We start from the raw sequence: 18630 nt of genomic DNA on the forward strand, positions 1-18630 counted from the left end.
TCGAGGATGACGTGGGCGTTGGTGCCGCTGACGCCGAACGAGGAGACACCGGCCCGGCGCGGCCGGTCGTTCCGCTCCCAGGGGCGTGCCTCGGTGAGGACCCGGACCTGCCCGGCGGACCAGTCGACGAACGAGGTGACCTCGTCGGTGTGCAGGGACTTGGGCAGGGTGCCGTGGCGCATGGCCTGCACCATCTTGATGATCCCGGCCATGCCTGAGGCGGCCTGCGTGTGCCCGATGTTGGACTTCACCGATCCCAGCCACAGCGGCCGGTCGGCGTCACGCTCCTGACCGTAGGTGGCAAGGAGCGCCTGTGCCTCGATCGGATCGCCGAGCTTCGTGCCCGTGCCGTGGGCCTCGACCGCGTCCACGTCGGCGGCCGACAGTCCCGCGTCCGCCAGCGCCGTGCGGATGACGCGCTGCTGCGAAAGGCCGTTGGGGGCGGTGAGGCCGTTGGAGGCGCCGTCCTGGTTGATGGCGGAGCCCCGTACGACGGCCAGGACCTGGTGGCCGTTGGCCCGCGCGTCCGACAGGCGCTCCAGGAGCAGGACGCCGACACCCTCGGCCATGCCCATGCCGTCGGCGCCCGCGCCGAACGCCTTGCAGCGGCCGTCCTCGGCGAGGCCGCGCTGGCGGCTGAAGCCGACCAGGCCGATCGGCTCGCCCATGACGGCGGCGCCGCCGGTCAGGGCGAGGGAGCACTCGCCGGAGCGCAGGGAACGCATGGCCACGTGCATGGCGACGAGTGCGGAGGAGCACCCGGTGTCCATGGTCACGGCCGGGCCTTCGAGGCCGAGGGTGTAGGAGACGCGGCCCGACGCGATGCTGGTGACGGTGCCGGTGATCAGGTGTCCTTCGAGGCCGTCGGGGACCTCGCCGGACGCTCCGTAGCCCTGGTGGGAGACGCCGACGAAGACGCCGGTGTCGCTGCCGCGCAGGCTGTCCGGCGCGATGCCGGCCCGCTCCAGGGTTTCCCAGGAGGTTTCGAGGAGGAGGCGCTGCTGCGGGTCCATGGCGGTCGCCTCGCGCGGCGAGATGCCGAAGAAGGCGGCGTCGAACTCGCCCGCGTCGTGCAGGAATCCGCCGTCGCGGGCGTACGTGGTGCCCGCCCGGTCGGGATCGGGATCGTACAGGTCCTCGACGTTCCAGCCGCGGTCGGCCGGGAGCGGGGAGATCGCGTCGGTGCCGTCGACGACGAGCCGCCAGAAGTCCTCGGGCGAGTGCGCTCCGCCGGGGAAGCGGCAGCCCATGGAGACGATGGCGATCGGCTCGTCCTCGTGGGCGACGGTGCGGGCCGCCGGTACGGCGGGGAGCGCGGCGGGTTGCTCGTCGGCGCTGTCGGCGCCTTCGTCGACGAGGTGGCCGCGCAGGTGGCGTACGAGGTCGCGGACGTTGGGGTGGTCGAAGACGATGGTGGCGGGCAGGGCAAGGCCGGTCGCCTCGTTGAGGCGGTTGCGCAGTTCGACGGCGGTGAGGGAGTCGAAGCCGAGTTCGCGGAAGGCGCGGGTGGCGGCGACGTCGCCTCCGTCGGCGTAGCCGAGGACGGCGGCGACCTGGGCGCGGACCACGTCGGTGAGCATCCGGTCGCGATCGACGGCGGGCAGGGCGGCGAGCTCGGCGCGCAGTCCGCCGCGCCGGTCGGCGGCCTGGTCGAGCACGGCCTCGTCGGCCTTCATCGCCTCGGCGACCTCGGGCACCTCATGAAGCAGCGGCCTGGGGTGGGCCGCCGTGAAGACGGGGACGAACCGCTCCCAGTCGATGTCGGCGATCGCGAGGAAGGTCTCGTCGTGGTCGAGCGCCTGCTGAAGCCCCGCGACGGCGAGGTCGGCGTCCATGAACGGGATGCCGCGCCAGCGCAGTTGCTCGCGTACGACGTTGACGGCCATGCCGCCGCCCTCGGGGCTCCAGATGCCCCAGGCCAGGGACGTGCCGGTGAGGCCGCGGGCCCGGCGGTTCTCAGCGAGGGCGTCGACGTAGGCGTTCGACGCGGAGTAGGCGCCGTGGTCGCCGCTGCCCCAGGTGCCGGCGACGGACGAGTACAGGACGAAGGCGTCGAGGCGGTCGTGGTCGAAGAGCGCGTCGAGGTGGGCCGCGCCGAGCAGCTTCGCGCGGGCGCCCTCGGCGAAGAAGTCGAGGTCGGTGTCGGCGAGCGGCGCGAGCATGCCGACGCCGGCGGTGTGGACGACGGTACGGATCGCGGGCCCGTCGGACTCGACCTGCTCGACGAGGCGGCGCAGCGCGTCCCGGTCGGCGACGTCGCAGGCGGCGATCGTGACCCGGCAGCCGAGTTCGGCCAGCTCCCGCTCCAGGTCGGCCGCGCCGGGCGCGTCGGAGCCGTGGCGGCTGGTCAGGACGAGGTGCTCGGCGCCGCTGCGGGCGAGGAGGCGTGCGGTGTGGGCGCCGAGGCCCCCGGTGCCGCCGGTGACGAGTGCGGCTCCGCTGGTGCGCCAGGTGCGCGGGGCGCTGCGGCCCGCGAGCGGGGCGCGGACAAGGCGGCGGATGTGCGCGCCGGCGCCGCGCAGGGCGACCTGGTCCTCGTCGCCCTGGGCCGCGAGGAGGGCGACGAGCCCGTGTGCGGTGTCGTCGTCCATGTCGGCGGGGAGGTCGATCAACCTGCCCCAGCGGCGCGGCTGTTCGAGGGCGACAACGCGGCCGAGGCCCCACAGGGCGCCCTGGACCGGGTGGTCGACCATGTCTTCTCCGGCGCCGGTGGCGACGGCCCCGGTGGTGAGGAACCACATCTTGGCGTCGATGTCGGCATCGATCAGCCCCTGGACGAGGAGCAGCGAGGACACCATGGCGGCGGTGGCGCCGGAGTGCGCGGGTGCCGGGCGCTCGTCGAGGGCGAGGAGGGAGACGACGCCCTGTACGTCGGCGGTCTCCGTCTGCGCGGCTGCGGCGCTGAGACGGGCGGCGATCTGCGCGCGGTCCAGGTCGTCGGCGTCCATGACGAGGGTGACGACGTTCGCCCCAGCCCGGCCCATCGCCCCGGCGACACCGCTGACCAGCGGCGATCCCAGATGGTCAGCGGGTACGGCGAGCAGCCAGGTGCCGTCCAGCTCCGTGTTCCCGGGCAGTCGGTACGGCCGCCACACGACCCGGTAGCGCCAGCTGTCGAGGCGGGCGCGGCCCTGCCGTCCCCGGTGCCAGGCGGAGAGCGCGGGGACGAGGTCGCCGAGTCCGTCGGTCCGCTCAAGGCCGAGCGTGCCGGCGAGCGCGTCGAGGTCACCCTCCTCGACACTGCGCCAGAACTGTTCCTCGGCCGGGTCAGCGGCGGCCTGTGCCTTCGGCAGGTCGAGCCAGTAGCGGCTGCGCTGGAACGCGTAGGTCGGCAGGTCGACCCGGCGCGGCGAAAGCTCCGTGAAGACGGCGGCCCAGTCGACGGCGACACCCTTCGCCCAGGCCTCGCCCAGGGAGAGGTAGAAGCGGTCGAGGCCGCCCTGTTCGCGGCGCAGGGAGCCGACGACCGGGGCGTCCGAACCAGCCGCCTCGACGGTCTCGGCGACCGGGACGGTCAGCACCGGGTGCGGGCTCATCTCCAGGAACGCACCATGCCCCTCGGCGACCAGCGTGGCAACGGCAGGCGCCAGCTGAACGGTCTGCCGCAGGTTCCGGTACCAGTACCGGCCGTTCGTGTCAGCGGAGTCGATCCACTCGCCCGTAACGGTCGACAGGAACGGCACCGACGGCTCCAGAGCCGTCACGGAAGCCAGGAGGTCCGCCAGCTCTTGTTCGATGGACTCCACGTGCGCCGAGTGCGAGGCATAGTCGACCTCGATCCGACGCACACGTATGCCCGCGCCGTCGGCGTACGCGACCAGCTCATCGAGCGCATCGGCGTCACCGGAGACCACGGTCGAGGTCGGCCCGTTCACCGCAGCCACCGACACCCGACCCGGCCAACGATCAGCCAACTCCTGGGCGCCCTCGGCCGCCAGCGCGACCGAGACCATGCCACCACGCCCGGCCAGCGCCGTGATCGCACGCGACCGCAACGCCACCACCCGCGCACCATCAGCCACACTCAACGCACCCGCGACCACCGCAGCAGCGATCTCACCCTGCGAATGACCGACCACCGCAGCCGGCTTCACCCCGAACGACTCCCACAGCGCGGCCAGCGACACCATCACCGCCCACAACACCGGCTGCACCACATCCACCCGGTCAAAGCCAGGCGCACCCTCCACACCCCGCACCACATCGACCAACGACCAGTCCACAAACTCGTCCAGCGCCGCAGCACACTCCTCGAACCGCCCCGCGAACACCGGCGACGAATCAAGAAGCTCAACCGCCATCCCCACCCACTGCGCCCCCTGCCCCGGGAACACGAACACGGGGTCGAGGCTTTCGCTCTCGGCGAGGCCGCGGGCGGTGGTCGCGGGCTGGTCGCCTCGGGCCACGGCGCGGAGGGAGTCGAGCAGGGCGGAGCGGTCGGTGCCGACGACGACGGCGCGCTCCTCCAGCGCGGCGCGGCCGGTGGCGAGGGTGTGGGCGACGTCCACGGCGGACAGGTCGGCGGATTCGACGCGGTCGGCCAGCCGCCGGGCCTGCTCGCGCAGTGCGGCGTCCGAGCGGGCGGACAGCAGCCAGGGCAGTACGGCATCGGCGGCGTCGGTCCCAGCGGCCGTCTCCTCGGCGGGCTCGGGGGCCGGTGCCTGTTCCAGGACGACGTGGGCGTTGGTGCCGCTGCCGCCGAACGAGGAGACGCCCGCGCGGCGCGGCCGTCCGGTCTCGGGCCAGTCGACGGCCTCGGTGAGCAGCCGGAGGGTGCCGGAGGACCAGTCGACGTGCGGAGTGGGGTCCTCGCCGTGCAGGGACTTCGGGACCACGCCGTGCCGGAGCGACTCGACCATCTTGATGACGCCGGCGACGCCGGAAGCGGCTTGTGTGTGGCCGACGTTGGACTTCAGGGAGCCGAGCCACAGCGGGCTGTGGGCGTCGCGTTCCTTGCCGTAGGTGGCAAGCAGCGCTTGAGCCTCGATCGGGTCGCCGAGCTTCGTGCCGGTGCCGTGGGCCTCGACCACGTCGACGTCCGTGGTGGACAGGCCCGCGTCGGACAGGGCCGCGCGGATGACGCGCTGCTGCGAAGGTCCGTTGGGGGCCGTCAGGCCGTTCGACGCGCCGTCCTGGTTGATCGCCGAGCCGCGGATGACGGCCAGGATCTGATGGCCGTTGGCCTGGGCGTCCGACAGCCGCTCCAGGAGCAGGACGCCGACGCCTTCGCCCCAGCCGGTGCCGTCGGCGTCGGCGGAGAAGGGCTTGCAGCGGCCGTCGGCGGCGAGTCCGCGCTGGCGGCTGAACTCGATGAAGTTGCGCATGCTGGCCATGACGGTGACGCCACCCGCGACGGCCATGGAGCACTCACCGGAGCGCAGGGCCCGCACCGCGAGGTGGAGGGCGACAAGCGACGAGGAGCACATGGTGTCGAGGCTGACGGCGGGGCCCTCGAAGCCGAAGTTGTAGGCGATACGGCCCGACAGGACGGCGGCGGACCCGCCGGTCAGCAGGTGTCCCTCGATGCCCTCGGGGGCGCGGGTGCCGTCGGGCGCGTACGCCTGGTTGCTGGCGCCGACGAAGACGCCGGTGGAGCTGCCCCGCAGGGTGGTCGGGTCGATGCCGCCGCGTTCGAACGCCTCCCAGGTGGTCTCCAGGAGGAGCCGCTGCTGCGGGTCCATCGCGGTCGCCTCACGCGGCGAGATCTCGAAGAAGCCCGCGTCGAACTGGGCGGCGTCGTGGAGGAAGGCGCCCTGGCGGACGTAGCTGGTGCCGATGCGCTCGGGGTCGGGGTCGTACAGCGCGTCGATGTCCCAGCCACGGTCGGAAGGCAGGTCGGAGACGGTGTCGACGCCGTCGGCGACGATCCGCCACAGGTCCTCGGGGCTGCGCACTCCGCCGGGCATGTGGCAGGCGGTGGCCACGATGGCGACGGGCTCGTGCGCCCGCGTCTCCAGGTCGGTGAGCCTGCCGCGGGTCTGCCGCAGGTCCGTGGTGACGCGCTTGAGGTAGTCCCGCAGCTTGTCCTCGGTGTTGTCCGTGTTGGCCATGCCAGTCAGCCCTTCGAGCTTCGAGAATCGGGATGTCGTGTCGGGGACCGCTCAGGAGATCCCGAGTTCCTTGTCGATCAGGTCGAACATGTCCTGGTCGGAGGCGCCGACCAGTTCCTCGTCGACGGCCGCGGGGGGCACCTCGTCGGTGGACGCGTCGGATGCGGCCCAGGAGTCGAGGAGGCCGCGCAGCGCGTCGGCGAGTCCCTGCCGGCCGGCCGGGTCGGTGTCGGCGCGGTAGGCCGCCTCGATCTCCCGGAGCCGAGGGTCGAGGCGGATGGCGTCGCCGTCGTCGGCCGGGAACAGCTCCGCGCCCAGATGGTCGGCGAGGGCGTTCGGCGTGGGGTGGTCGAAGACGAGCGTCGCCGAGAGCTTGGTGCCGAGTGCAGCGCCGAGTCTGTTGCGCAACTCCACGGCGGTCAGGGAGTCGAAGCCCATGTCACGGAACGCCTTGCCGGGCTTGACCGCCTCGGCCGGTGCGGTGCCGAGCACAGCGGTGACGTGCGTGCGGATCAGCTCGGCCAGTCGCCGCCTGCGCTTGGCCGGAGGCAGGGCGGTCAGCTCGGCGCGCAGCCCGCCCGGGGCCCCGCCCGTCGTGCGCGCGGCGGCGTCCTCGTCCTGCTGGGCGGCTTGCGCGGCCGTCAGCTCCTGGACGTCCGGAATCTCGTCGATGAGCGGACGGTGCCCGTGGGCGCAGTAGGCCGGGACGAAGCGGTCCCAGCGGATGTCCGCGACGACGACGGTCGCTTCGTCCGCCGTCACCGCCTCGCGCAGGGCGCGGGCGGCGAGCCTCGGCTCCATCGCGGGCACGCCGCGCCGGAGCAGCTGCTCCCCCACCTCGGCGTCGACCATGCCGCCGCCCGCCCAGGCGCCCCATGCGACGGACGTCGCGGGCAGGTCCTCGGCGCGGCGCCGCTCGGCGAGGGCGTCGAGGTGGGCGTTGGCCGCCGCGTACGGTGCCTGGCCGCCGTTGCCCCAGACACCGGCGCCGGAGGAGAAGAGCACGAACGCGTCCAGGGGGTGCCCGGCGAGCAGGTCGTGCAGGTGCTCGGCGCCGACGACCTTGGCGTGCATCAGGTCGACCGCCTCGTTCGGGTCGACCTCGGTGAGGGGCCGGGCCTGGTCGACGGCGCCCGCAGTGTGCACGACCGCCGTCAGCGCGGGCTCGGCGGGCAGCGAGTCCAGGAGCGCGGCGAGCGCGGCACGGTCGGCGACGTCGCAGGCGGCGATCGTGACCCGGCAGCCCAGCTCGGCCAACTCCCGCTCCAGCTCCGCCGCGCCGGGCGCGTCGGGGCCGCGCCTGCTCGTCAGTACGAGGTGTTCGGCGCCCTCGCGGGCGAGGTCCCGGGCGACGTGGGCGCCGAGCGCGCCAGTGCCGCCGGTGACGAGTACCGTCCCGCGCGGCCTCCAGTCACGCGGGGCCGCCGCCGCGCCGAGCGGGGAGCGCACCATGCGGCGGACTCGGACGCCCACGGCACCGGGCCGCAGCGCGAACTCGCTTTCGCCACCGGGAGCGTTGCGCACTGGCGCGTTGCCGCCTGGAGCGTCGCCGCTTGGAGCGTTGCTGCCTGGAGCGTTGCCGACTGGAGCGTTGCTGCCTGGAGCGTTGCCGCCGGCCAGCAGCGCGGGCAGGTGGGACAGCACGTCGGTGGCACCGTCGGCCGGGAGGTCGATCAGACCGCCCGCCCGCTCGGGGTCGTCGAGCGCGGCGACCCGGAGCAGGCCCCACACGGCGGCCTGGGCGGCGTTCGGTGCCGATGCGCCGCCGTCGACCGTCACGGCTTCTCTCGTCAGCGTCCACAGTCCGGCTCGGACGGCGGTGTCGGTGAGCGCCTGGCTCAAGGCCATGGAGGCCAGGAGGCCGGTGGAGACACCGGGGCTGCGCTTGTCCGGTTCGTCGCCTTCGTCGTAGAGGGCGAGCAGGGACAACACCCCCGCCGGTACGTCTCCCGCGTCCGCGACGGCCGCGTCGAGCAGTTCGGCCAGGACCGCGCGGTCCGCCTGCTCGGGCACGACGACCGGGACGACACCGGCCCCCGCTTCCTCCAGCACACGCCGGGTCCGCGCCGTGAGGTCGTCACCTTCGCGGGCCTCGGGCACGACGAGCAGCCAGTCGCCGGTGAGGGCACCGACGCCGGGAGAGGCGAACGGCTTCCACACCACGCGGTAGGACCAGTTGTCGAGCGTGCTCCGTTCGCGGCGGGCGGTGCGCCATGCGGCCAGGGCGGGGACGACCGCGTCCAGCCCTTCCTTGACGCCGATGGTGTCGGCGAGCTTCTCCAGATCGCCTTCCTCCACGGTCCGCCAGAACTCCGCCTCGACGGGGTCCGTGCTTGCCTGCGCCTTCGGCACCTCGAGCCAGTAACGGGCGCGCTGGAAGGCATAAGTCGGCAGATCGACCTGTCGCTGAGACAGCCCTTCGAAGGCGGGTGCCCAGTCGACGGCGACGCCCTTCGCCCAGGCTTCGCCGAGGGAGAGGTAGAAGCGGTCGAGGCCGCCTTCCTTGCGCCGCAGGGACCCGACGACCGGGGCGTCCGAACCGGCCGCCTCCACGGTCTCGGCGACCGGGACGGTCAGCACCGGGTGCGGACTCATCTCCAGGAACGCGCCATGGCCCTCAGCGACGAGCTTCGCGACGGCCGGGGCCAGCTGAACGGTCTGCCGCAGGTTGCGGTACCAGTACCGGCCGTCGGTCTGACCCGGCTCGACCCACTCCCCCGTCACCGTGGACAGGAACGGCACCGACGGCTCCAGAGCCATCACAGGGGCCAGGAGGGTCGCCAACTCCTCTTCGATGGACTCCACATGCGCCGAGTGCGAGGCATAGTCGACCTCGATCCGACGTACGCGTATGCCCACGCCGTCGGCGTACGCGACCAGCTCATCGAGCGCATCCGCGTCACCAGAGACGACGGTCGAGGTAGGCCCGTTCACCGCAGCCACCGACACCCGACCCTGCCAACGATCAGCCAACTCTCGGGCACCCTCAGCCGCCAGCGCGACCGACACCATGCCACCACGCCCGGCCAACGCCGTAATCGCACGCGACCGCAACGCCACCACCCGCGCACCATCAGCCACACTCAACGCACCCGCCACCACAGCAGCCGCGATCTCACCCTGCGAGTGCCCGATCACCGCCGCCGGCCGCACACCGAACGACTCCCACAGCGCGGCCAGCGACACCATCACCGCCCACAACACCGGCTGCACGACATCCACCCGGTCGAAGCCGGGGGCGCCGTCCACGCCGCGCACCACATCGACCAACGACCAGTCGACAAACTCGTCCAGCGCCGCAGCACACTCCTCGAACCGCCCCGCGAACACCGGCGACGAATCAAGAAGCTCAACCGCCATCCCCACCCACTGCGCCCCCTGCCCCGGGAACACGAACACCGGGGACGCCGCCGCCGCAACCACCGAACCCGACACCACCGGCTCCCCGGCGACCACCACCGACCGGCACTCGAACGCCGTCCGCGACCGCCACAACGACCACGCCACATCCACCGGGTGCGCGGCGACGGACTCCAGGTGCTCGGTCAGCTGCCGGATCTGGGCGTCCAGGGCCTCTTCGGTCCGGGCGGAGACCAGGAACGGCAGCTCCGGCGCGGACTCACGGTCGGGGGCGGGCTCATCGGCGGCCTGCTGGGGTGCCTCGACGATGACATGGGCGTTGGTGCCGCTGATGCCGAAGGACGACACGCCGGCCCGACGCGGACGCCCGTCCGGCGCCGCCCACTCCCGGGTTTGGTCGAGCAGCTCCACAGCGCCCGTGGACCAGTCGACGATCGGGGACGGCTCGTCCGCCTTGAGGGACTTGGGCAGCGTGCCGTGCCGCATCGCCTGCACCATCTTGATGATCCCGGCCATGCCGGACGCGGCCTGCGTGTGCCCGATGTTGGACTTCACCGATCCCAGCCACAACGGCCGTTCGGCGTCGCGCTCCTGCCCGTAGGTGGCGAGCAGCGCCTGCGCCTCGATCGGATCGCCCAGCTTCGTCCCCGTGCCGTGCGCCTCGACCACGTCCACCTCGGCGGCCGACACCCCCGCGTCCGCCAACGCCGCGCGAATAACGCGCTGCTGCGAGGGTCCGTTCGGCGCCGTCAGACCGTTCGACGCGCCGTCCTGGTTGATCGCCGAGCCTCGTATGACACCGAGCACCTGGTGGCCGTTGGCCCGCGCGTCCGACAGGCGCTCCAGGAGCAGGACGCCGACGCCCTCGGAGAGCGCGAAGCCGTCCGCGTCGGCGGCGAAGGGCTTGCAGCGCCCGTCGGCGGCCAGCGCGCGCTGGCGGCTGAAAGCGACGAACGCGCCCGGCCCGGACATCACCGTGGCGGCGCCCGCCAGCGCGAGGCGGCACTCACCGGCGCGCAGGGCGCGGACCGCGAGGTGCAGGGCGACCAGCGACGAGGAGCAGGCCGTGTCGACCGTGACCGCGGGTCCCTCCAGACCCAGCGCGTACGCGATGCGCCCCGACGCCACGCTGGCCGCCGCGCCGGTGGCGAGGTACCCCTCGTTGTCGCCGGACGCGGCACGCAGCTGGGTGGCGTACTCCTGGTCGGTGAGGCCGACGTAGACGCCGGTCGAGCTGGATCGCAGGCTCTTCGGGTCGATGCCGGCCCGCTCCAGGGTCTCCCAGGAGGCCTCGAGGAGGAGCCGCTGCTGCGGGTCCATCGCGGTCGCCTCACGGGGCGAGATGCCGAAGAAGGCGGCGTCGAACTCGCCCGCGCCGTCGAGGAACCCGCTCTCGCGCACGTAGCTGGTGCCGAGGTGGTCGGGGTCGGGGTCGTAGAGGGCGGCCAGGTCCCAGCCGCGGTCGGTGGGGAGCGGGGTGATGGCGTCCTCGCCGTCGAGGACCAGTCGCCACAGGTCCTCCGGAGTGCGCACGCCGCCGGGGAAGCGGCAGCCCATCGAGACGATGGCGATCGGGTCGTCGTCGCCCGCCGCGCGCGCCGGCTCCTCCGTCGGCCGCGCGTCTGACTGATGCTGTTCCGCGAACTGGTCCTGCCCCGTGTACTGGTCCTGTCCCGTGAACTGGTCCCGTCCCCCGAACGCGAGGTCGTCGATGTAAGCGGCGAGCGCGGAGATGCTGGGGTGGTCGAAGACGACGGTGGTGGGGAGCTTCAGACCGGTGGCGCGGTGCAGCCGGTCGCGCAGGGCGACGGCGGTGAGCGAGTCGAAGCCCAGCTCCTTGAACGCGGCCTCCACGCTGACGGCCTCGGCATCAGCGTGTCCCAGAGCGGCCGCCACGTGGGTGCCGACGAGGGTCCGCAGCGCGGCGAGCCGGCGGGCGGGCGGCAGGCCGGCGAGTTCACGGAGTCCCGCGGAGGTCTCGTCCCCGTCCTCGGCGGCGTTGTCGGCGGTTTCGCCCTGGGCGGCGGGCAGTTCGGTCAGCAAGGCGCTGCCGCGCACCGAGGTGAAGACCTCGGCGAACCGGCGCCAGTCGACATCGGCGACCGCCACGACCGTGTCGTCGTGGTCGAGCGCCTGCTGGAGCCCGGTGACGGCGGTGCTGGGCTGGATGACGGGCACGCCCCTGCGGCGCAGGTCGTCCTGGACGGACTCGGCGATCATGCCGCCGCCCGCCCAGGGGCCCCAGGCCACGGAGAGCACGGGGGCGCCGTCAGCGCGGCGGCGTTCGGCGCGGGCGTCGAGCATCGCGTTGGCCGCGCCGTACGCGGCGTGGTCGGCGACGCCCCACGTGCCGGAGATGGACGAGAAGTAGACGACGGCGTCCAGGTCGGCGGTGTCGAGGACCTCGTCGAGGTGAGCGGCGCCGAGGACCTTTCCGGACAGCGTGGCGGCGAGGTCGTCGACGCCCGCTTCGGCGATCGGGCCGAGGACACTCACACCGGCCGCGTGGACGACGGAACGCACGGGGCTGCCGTCCTCGGCGAGGCTGCCGACCAGGTCCGCCAGGGCGTCGCGGTCGGCGGTGTCGCAGGCGGCGACGGTGAGCCGGGTTCCGTGCGCCGCCGCGAGTTCGTCCCGCAGGCCGTCGAGGTGGGCGCCGTCGCCCCGGCGGCCGGTGAGCACGAGGTGGTCCGCTCCCCGCGCGGCGAGCCAGCGGGCGACGTGCGCGCCGAGGGCCCCGGTACCGCCGGTCACGAGGACTGTCCCACGCGGCTGCCAGTCACGCGGGGCCGCCTTGCCGCCGGTGGCCGCGTGCACGAGACGACGGCCGTACGCCGCACCGTCGCGCAGGGCCACCTGATCCTCCACGGTGCCCGCCGTGACGGTGTCCAGGAGGAGGTCCACGACGTGGCCGGCCCCCGACGCCGGGAGGTCGACGAGCCCGCCCCACCGCTTCGGGTGTTCCAGGGCGGCTACCCGTCCGAGGCCCCACACACCGGCCTGGGACGGCGCGGTCGGCGGGTCCTGCGGACCGGTGCCCACGGCGCCCCTGGTCACGCACCACAGAGGCGCGTCGATCTCCGCGTCGCCGAGAGCCTGTACGAGGGTGAGGGTCCCGGCGAGACCGAGCGGCACGGCGGGCCGGAGCGGATGCGGGCGTTCGTCGAGGGCCAGGAACGACAGCACCCCGGCGTAGTCGGCCGACGGTGCCAGCAAGGCGGTGAAAGCGGCGCGATCCAGGTCTCCGGAGGCGGCCACGACGACCGCACGGTCGCCGCGCTCCTCAAGCGCGGACAGTACGTGGGCGACGAGCCGGTCATCCTCCATCTGCTCGGGGAGGACGAGCAGCCAGGTCCCGCCAATGGATGCGGGGGCGGCGACGGGCAGGGGTCGCCACTCGGTGCGATACCTCCAGCCGTCGACCGCACCCCGCTCACGGCGGGCGGTGCGCCATGCGGCCAGGGCGGGGACGACCGCGTCCAGCCCTTCCTCCACCTCTACGCCGATGGTGTCGGCGAGCGCCTCCAAGTCACCCTCTTCGACACTGCGCCAGAACTGGTCCTCGACGGGGTCCGTGCTGACCTGCGCCTTCGGCACGTCGAGCCAGTAACGGGCGCGCTGGAAGGCATAAGTCGGCAGATCGACTTGTCGCGGAGACAGGCCCTCGAAAGCAGGCGCCCAGTCGACGGCGACGCCTCCCGCCCAGGCCTCCCCGAGGGAGAGGTAGAAGCGGTCGAGGCCGCCCTCACCGCGCCGCAGCGAACCCACCACGACCGCATCCGCGCCCGCATCCTCGACGGTCTCGGCGACCGGCACGGTCAGCACCGGGTGCGGACTCATCTCCAGGAACGCGCCATGCCCCTCGGCGACGAGCTTCGCAACGGCCGGGGCCAGCTGAACGGTCTGCCGCAGGTTGCGATACCAGTACCGGCCGTCGGTAACAGCAGAGTCGATCCACTTGCCCGTAACGGTCGACAGGAACGGCACCGACGGCTCCAGAGCCGTCACGGCGCCCAGCACCTCGGCCAGCTCAGCCTCGATGGACTCCACGTGCGCCGAGTGCGAGGCATAGTCGACCTCGATCCGGCGTACGCGAATACCCACGCCATCGGCGTACGCGACCAGCTCATCGAGCGCATCCGCGTCACCAGAGACGACGGTCGAGGTCGGCCCGTTCACCGCCGCCACCGAGACCCGACCTGGCCAGCGCCCCGCCAACTCCTCAGCACCATGCGCGGGCAACGCCACCGACACCATGCCACCACGCCCGGCCAACGCCGTGATCGCACGCGACCGCAACGCCACCACCCGCGCACCATCAGCCACACTCAACGCACCCGCGACCACCGCAGCCGCGATCTCACCCTGCGAGTGGCCGATCACCGCAGCCGGCTTCACACCGAACGACTCCCACAGCGCGGCCAGCGACACCATCACCGCCCACAACACCGGCTGCACGACATCCACCCGGTCGAAGCCGGGGGCGCCGTCCACACCCCGCACCACATCGACCAACGACCAGTCGACAAACTCGTCCAGCGCCGCAGCACACTCCTCGAACCGGCCAGCGAACACCGGCGACGAATCAAGAAGCTCAACCGCCATCCCCACCCACTGCGCCCCCTGCCCCGGGAACACGAACACCGGAGACGAGGCCGCGGCCACCACCGAACCCGACACCACCGGCTCCCCGGCGACCACCACCGACCGGCACTCGAACGCCGTCCGCGACCGCCACAACGACCACGCCACATCCACCGGTTCAGGGGAAGTGGCGCCAGCGGCGAACTGCGCGAGGCGGTTCTCCTGCTCCGTGAGCGCCGCCGGGGTGCGGGCCGACACGAGCCAGGGCAGGGTGACGTCGGTTGCCGTCCTGTCCGGCACTTCAAGGCTGGGTGCGGCTTCGAGGATGACGTGCGCGTTGGTGCCGCTGATGCCGAAGGACGACACCGCTGCGCGACGCGGACGCCCGTCCGGCTCCGCCCAGTCGCGGGCCTGGTCGAGCAGTTCCACGGCGCCCGACTCCCAGTCGACGAGCGGCGAGGGTGCCTCGGCGTACAAGGACTTCGGCAGGAGCTGCGCCCGCATGGCCTGCACCATCTTGATGACGCCGCCGACTCCGGCCGCGGCCTGGGCGTGTCCGATGTTGGACTTCAACGAGCCAAGCCACAACGGCCGTTCGGCGTCGCGCTCCTGCCCGTACGTGGCAAGCAGCGCCTGCGCCTCGATCGGATCGCCCAGCTTCGTCCCCGTACCGTGGGCCTCGACCGCGTCCACCTCGGCGGCCGACACCCCCGCGTCCGCCAACGCCGCGCGAATAACGCGCTGCTGCGAGGGCCCGTTCGGCGCCGTCAGACCGTTCGACGCGCCGTCCTGGTTGATCGCCGAGCCTCGTACGACAGCGAGCACTTGATGGCCGTTGGCCCGCGCGTCCGACAGGCGCTCCAGGAGCAGCACGCCGACGCCCTCGGCCCAGTTCGTGCCGTCCGCGTCGGCGGCGAACGGTTTGCAGCGGGCGTCGGCGGCGAGTCCGCGCTGGCGGCCGAACTCGACGAACATGCCCGGCCCCGACATGACGGTGGCGCCCGCCGCGAGGGCGAGTGAGCAGTCTCCGGCGCGCAGGGCACGGACGGCGAGGTGCAGGGCGACCAGCGACGAGGAGCAGGCCGTGTCGACCGTGACGGCGGGGCCCTCCAGACCGAGCGCGTAGGCGATGCGGCCGGAGATCACGCTGGCCGTCGTGCCGGTAAGGACGTGGCCCTCGACAGATTCCCCGGCCTCGTGCAGGCGGGGGCCGTACTCGGGCGCGGTGGCGCCGACGAAGACGCCGGTGGTGCTGGCGTGCAGGGTGCGGGGGTCGAGCCCGGCCCGTTCGACGGTCTCCCAGGCTGTTTCCAGGAGGAGCCGCTGCTGCGGGTCCATCGCGGTCGCCTCACGCGGCGAGATGCCGAAGAAGGCGGCGTCGAACTCGCCCGCGCCATCGAGGAACCCGCCTTCGCGGACGTATGTGGTGCCGGTGCGGTCGGGGTCGGCGTCGTAGAGGGTGTCGAGGTCCCAGCCGCGGTCGGTGGGGAAGGCGGAGATGGCGTCCGCCTCGTCGCGGACCAGGCGCCAGAGGTCCTCCGGAGTGCGCACGCCGCCGGGATAGCGGCAGCCCATCGAGACGATGGCGATCGGCTCGTCCGCGGCGGTGCGGCGATCGGGGCGATCCGTGTCTTCGTCGGCTGCGGTGGGGGCGGTCAGGTGCGCGGCGAGGCGGGCGGGGGTCGGGTACTCGTAGACGGCGGTCGCGGGGAGGTGGGCACCGGACAGGGTGTTGATCCGGTCGCGGAGTTCCACGGCGGTGACGGAGTCGACGCCGAGTTCCTTGAAGGTGCGTTGCGGGTCGACCTGGCTGCGGTCGGTGTGGCCGAGGACGACGGCGGCGCAGTCGCGGACGAGGTCGAGCGCGTCGGCCCGGTCGAGTCGGGAACCGGCTGCATCGGACGGGGCCGGCGTGTTTTCGACGGGTGCCGATGTCGTGGTTGTCCGGGATCCCGGAGCCCCGTCGATCCAGTGGCGGCGGCGCTGGAACGCGTACGTCGGCAGCGGGACCCGGCGCGGTGCGAGCCCGGCGAAGGCGGGCGTCCAGTCGGCGTCGGCGCCCCTGGTCCACAGCGCTGCGAGGGAGGTCTGGAAGCGGACGGCGCCGCCCTGGCCGCGGCGCAGGGTTCCGGTGACGACGGCGTGCCGGGGGCCCGCGGCGGCCTCGACGGTGTCCTGCACGGGGGCGGTCAGGACAGGGTGCGGGCTGACCTCGACGAAGGCGCCGTGGCCCGCTGCGGTGAGGGCGCGGACGGCCGGTTCGAGGAGGACGGGGTTGCGGAGGTTGTCGTACCAGTAGCGGGCGTCGGTGGCCGCGTGGTCGAGCAGGTCGCCGGTGACGGTGGACAGGAAGGGCACGTCGGGGCGGCGCGGCGTGATGGTGGCGAGGAGGCGGAGCATCTCCTCGCGGACGGGTTCGACGTGCGGGGAGTGGGAGGCGTAGTCGATGCCGACGCGGCGGGCGCGCACGTCCTCGCGTTCGGCGGTGGCGAGGATGTCGGTGACGGTCTCGATGTCGGCGGAGACGACGGTGGAGCGGGGCCCGTTGAGGGCCGCGATCGTGACGCGGTCGCCCCAGCGTGCGACGAAGCGGCGGGCGTCGTCCTGGGCGAGGGCGAGCGAGACCATGCCGCTGCGGCCTTCGAGGGGGACGAGGATCTTGCTGCGCAGGGCGACGACCAGCGCCGCGTCCTCCAGGCTGAGCGCACCGGCGACGACGGCCGCGGCGATCTCGCCCTGGGAGTGTCCGACGACGGCCGCGGGCCGGATGCCATGGGACTGCCACAGGGCGGCGAGGGAGACCATGACGGCCCACAGGACGGGCTGTACGACGTCGGAGCGGTCCAGGGGCGGGGCGTCCGGGTCGCCGCGCAGGACGGCCGCGAGATCCCAGTCGACGTGCGGGGCGAGGGCGTCCGCGCACTCGGCGAGGCGGGCGGCGAACACCGGTGAGGTGGCGAGCAGTTCGGAGGCCATGCCGGCCCACTGGCTGCCTTGGCCGGGGAAGACGAACACCGGGCGGTGGATGTCCCCCTCGACCGGTCCGGCCGGGGTCGCCGTGGTGATGCCGCCCAGCAGAGCGGTGGTGTCGGCGCCCACGGCGACGGCGCGGTGCGGGAGGTGGGCGCGGGTGGTGAGCAGGGACCACGCGGTGTCGACGGGGTCGGCTCCGCTGTCGCGGACGTGCGCGGTGAGGCGGTCGGTCTGTGCGCGGAGCGCCTCGGGCGTGGCGGCGGACAGCAGCCAGGGCACGGTGGCGGCCCCGGACTCGCGGTCCTGCCGCGGCGGGGCCGCCTCGGTCGCCGGGGGCTCTTCGAGGACGAGGTGGACGTTGGTGCCGCCCATGCCGAAGGAGGAGACTCCGGCGCGCAGCGGGGCGCCGGGGGCGGCCGGGGTCCAGTCGGTGGTCGCGCGCTGGACCCGCAGGCCGAGGCCGTCCAGGTCGATGGCGGGGTTCGGCTCCTCGTGGTGGAGGCTGGGCACCAGGCGGCGGTGTGCGAGGCACAGCACGGTCTTGATCAGGCCCGCGATGCCTGCCGCGCCTTCGAGGTGGCCGATGTTGGTCTTCACGGAGCCGACGGCGAGCGGCGTGCGCCGGCCCTGTGCGGTGCCGAGGACCGCGCCGAGGGCGGCGGCCTCCACGGGGTCGCCGACGCGGGTGCCCGTGCCGTGCAGTTCGACGTAGCCGATGTCCGCGGGGTCGACGCCCGCGCGGTGGCAGGCGGCGCGCAGGACGGCCGCCTGGGCATCGGCGTCGGGGGTGGTGATGCTGGTGCCGGTGCCGTCGTTGTTGAGGGCGCCGCCGCGGATGACGGCGTGGATGCGGTCGCCGTCGGCGAGGGCGCGGGAGAGCAGCTTCAGTACGACGATGCCGCCGCCCTCGCCTCGTACGTAGCCGTTGGCGCGGGCGTCGAAGGTGTGGCAGGCGCCGTCCGGGGAGAGCGCGCCGAACTGGGCGGCGGCCAGCGTGGATGCGGGGCTGAGGTTGAGGTGGACGCCGCCCGCGAGGGCGAGTTCGCTCTCGCCGAGGCGCAGGCTGTCGCAGGCGAGCTGGACGGCGGTGAGGGAGGAGGACTGCGCGCTGTCGACGGTCATGCTGGGGCCGCTGACCCCGAGGGCGTAGGAGAGCCGGTTGGCGATGAGGGACCGGTTGAGGCCGGTGAGGGTGTGGTGCCCCGCCGGCTGTCCGGCGTCGCGGGCGACGTCGGCGTAGTCGCAGGTGTCCGCGCCGAGGTGGACGGCGGTGGCGCGCGGGGCGGCGGTCGCGGGGATCCCGGCGCTCTCCAGGGCCTCCCAGCCCAGTTCGAGGGCGAGGCGGGCCTGCGGGTCCATGGCGTCGGCCTCGCGCGGCGAGATGCCGAAGAACGCCGCGTCGAAGTCGGCGGGTGCCGACACGTATCCGCCGCGCAGGGGTGCGGTGCCGCCGTGCGGGGTGGGCCAGCCGTCGGCGGGGGTGCCCGCGCGGCGGTCCTCGGGGGTGTCGGTGACGGCGTCGCGGCCCTCGGTGAGCAGCTGCCAGAACCGGTCCGGGTCGTCGGCGCCCGGGAGCCGGCACGCGAGGCCGACCACGGCCACGGGCTCAGGGCCCGGAGCGGTATTCCGGACGTCGGTGGGCACCGGCTCGTTCATCGATGGC

The 18630-nt window shown here is 73.5% G+C and carries 2 protein-coding genes; both read right to left on the reverse strand.

Translation table 11 applies throughout. The features are described from left to right. Nucleotides 1–6050, reverse strand: a 6050-nt coding sequence (locus tag N5I75_RS16000; protein WP_476678087.1) for a type I polyketide synthase, incomplete at its 3' end; no start/stop codon positions are given. A gap of 51 nt (nt 6051–6101) precedes the next feature. Then, nucleotides 6102–18623 carry a type I polyketide synthase gene (locus tag N5I75_RS16005; protein WP_476678089.1) on the reverse strand — a complete coding sequence of 4174 codons (12522 nt, stop codon included), beginning with the start codon at nt 18621–18623 and terminating at the stop codon, nt 6102–6104. Between the last annotated feature and the right edge of the window lie 7 nt (nt 18624–18630).

It is taken from the genome of Streptomyces sp. R818 (assembly GCF_056172735.1).

What these genes read in the sequence shown, in the direction of transcription:
- N5I75_RS16005 (WP_476678089.1), bottom strand. Translation starts at nt 18,623, where the DNA reads ATGAACGAGCCGGTGCCCACCGACGTCCGGAATACCGCTCCGGGCCCT.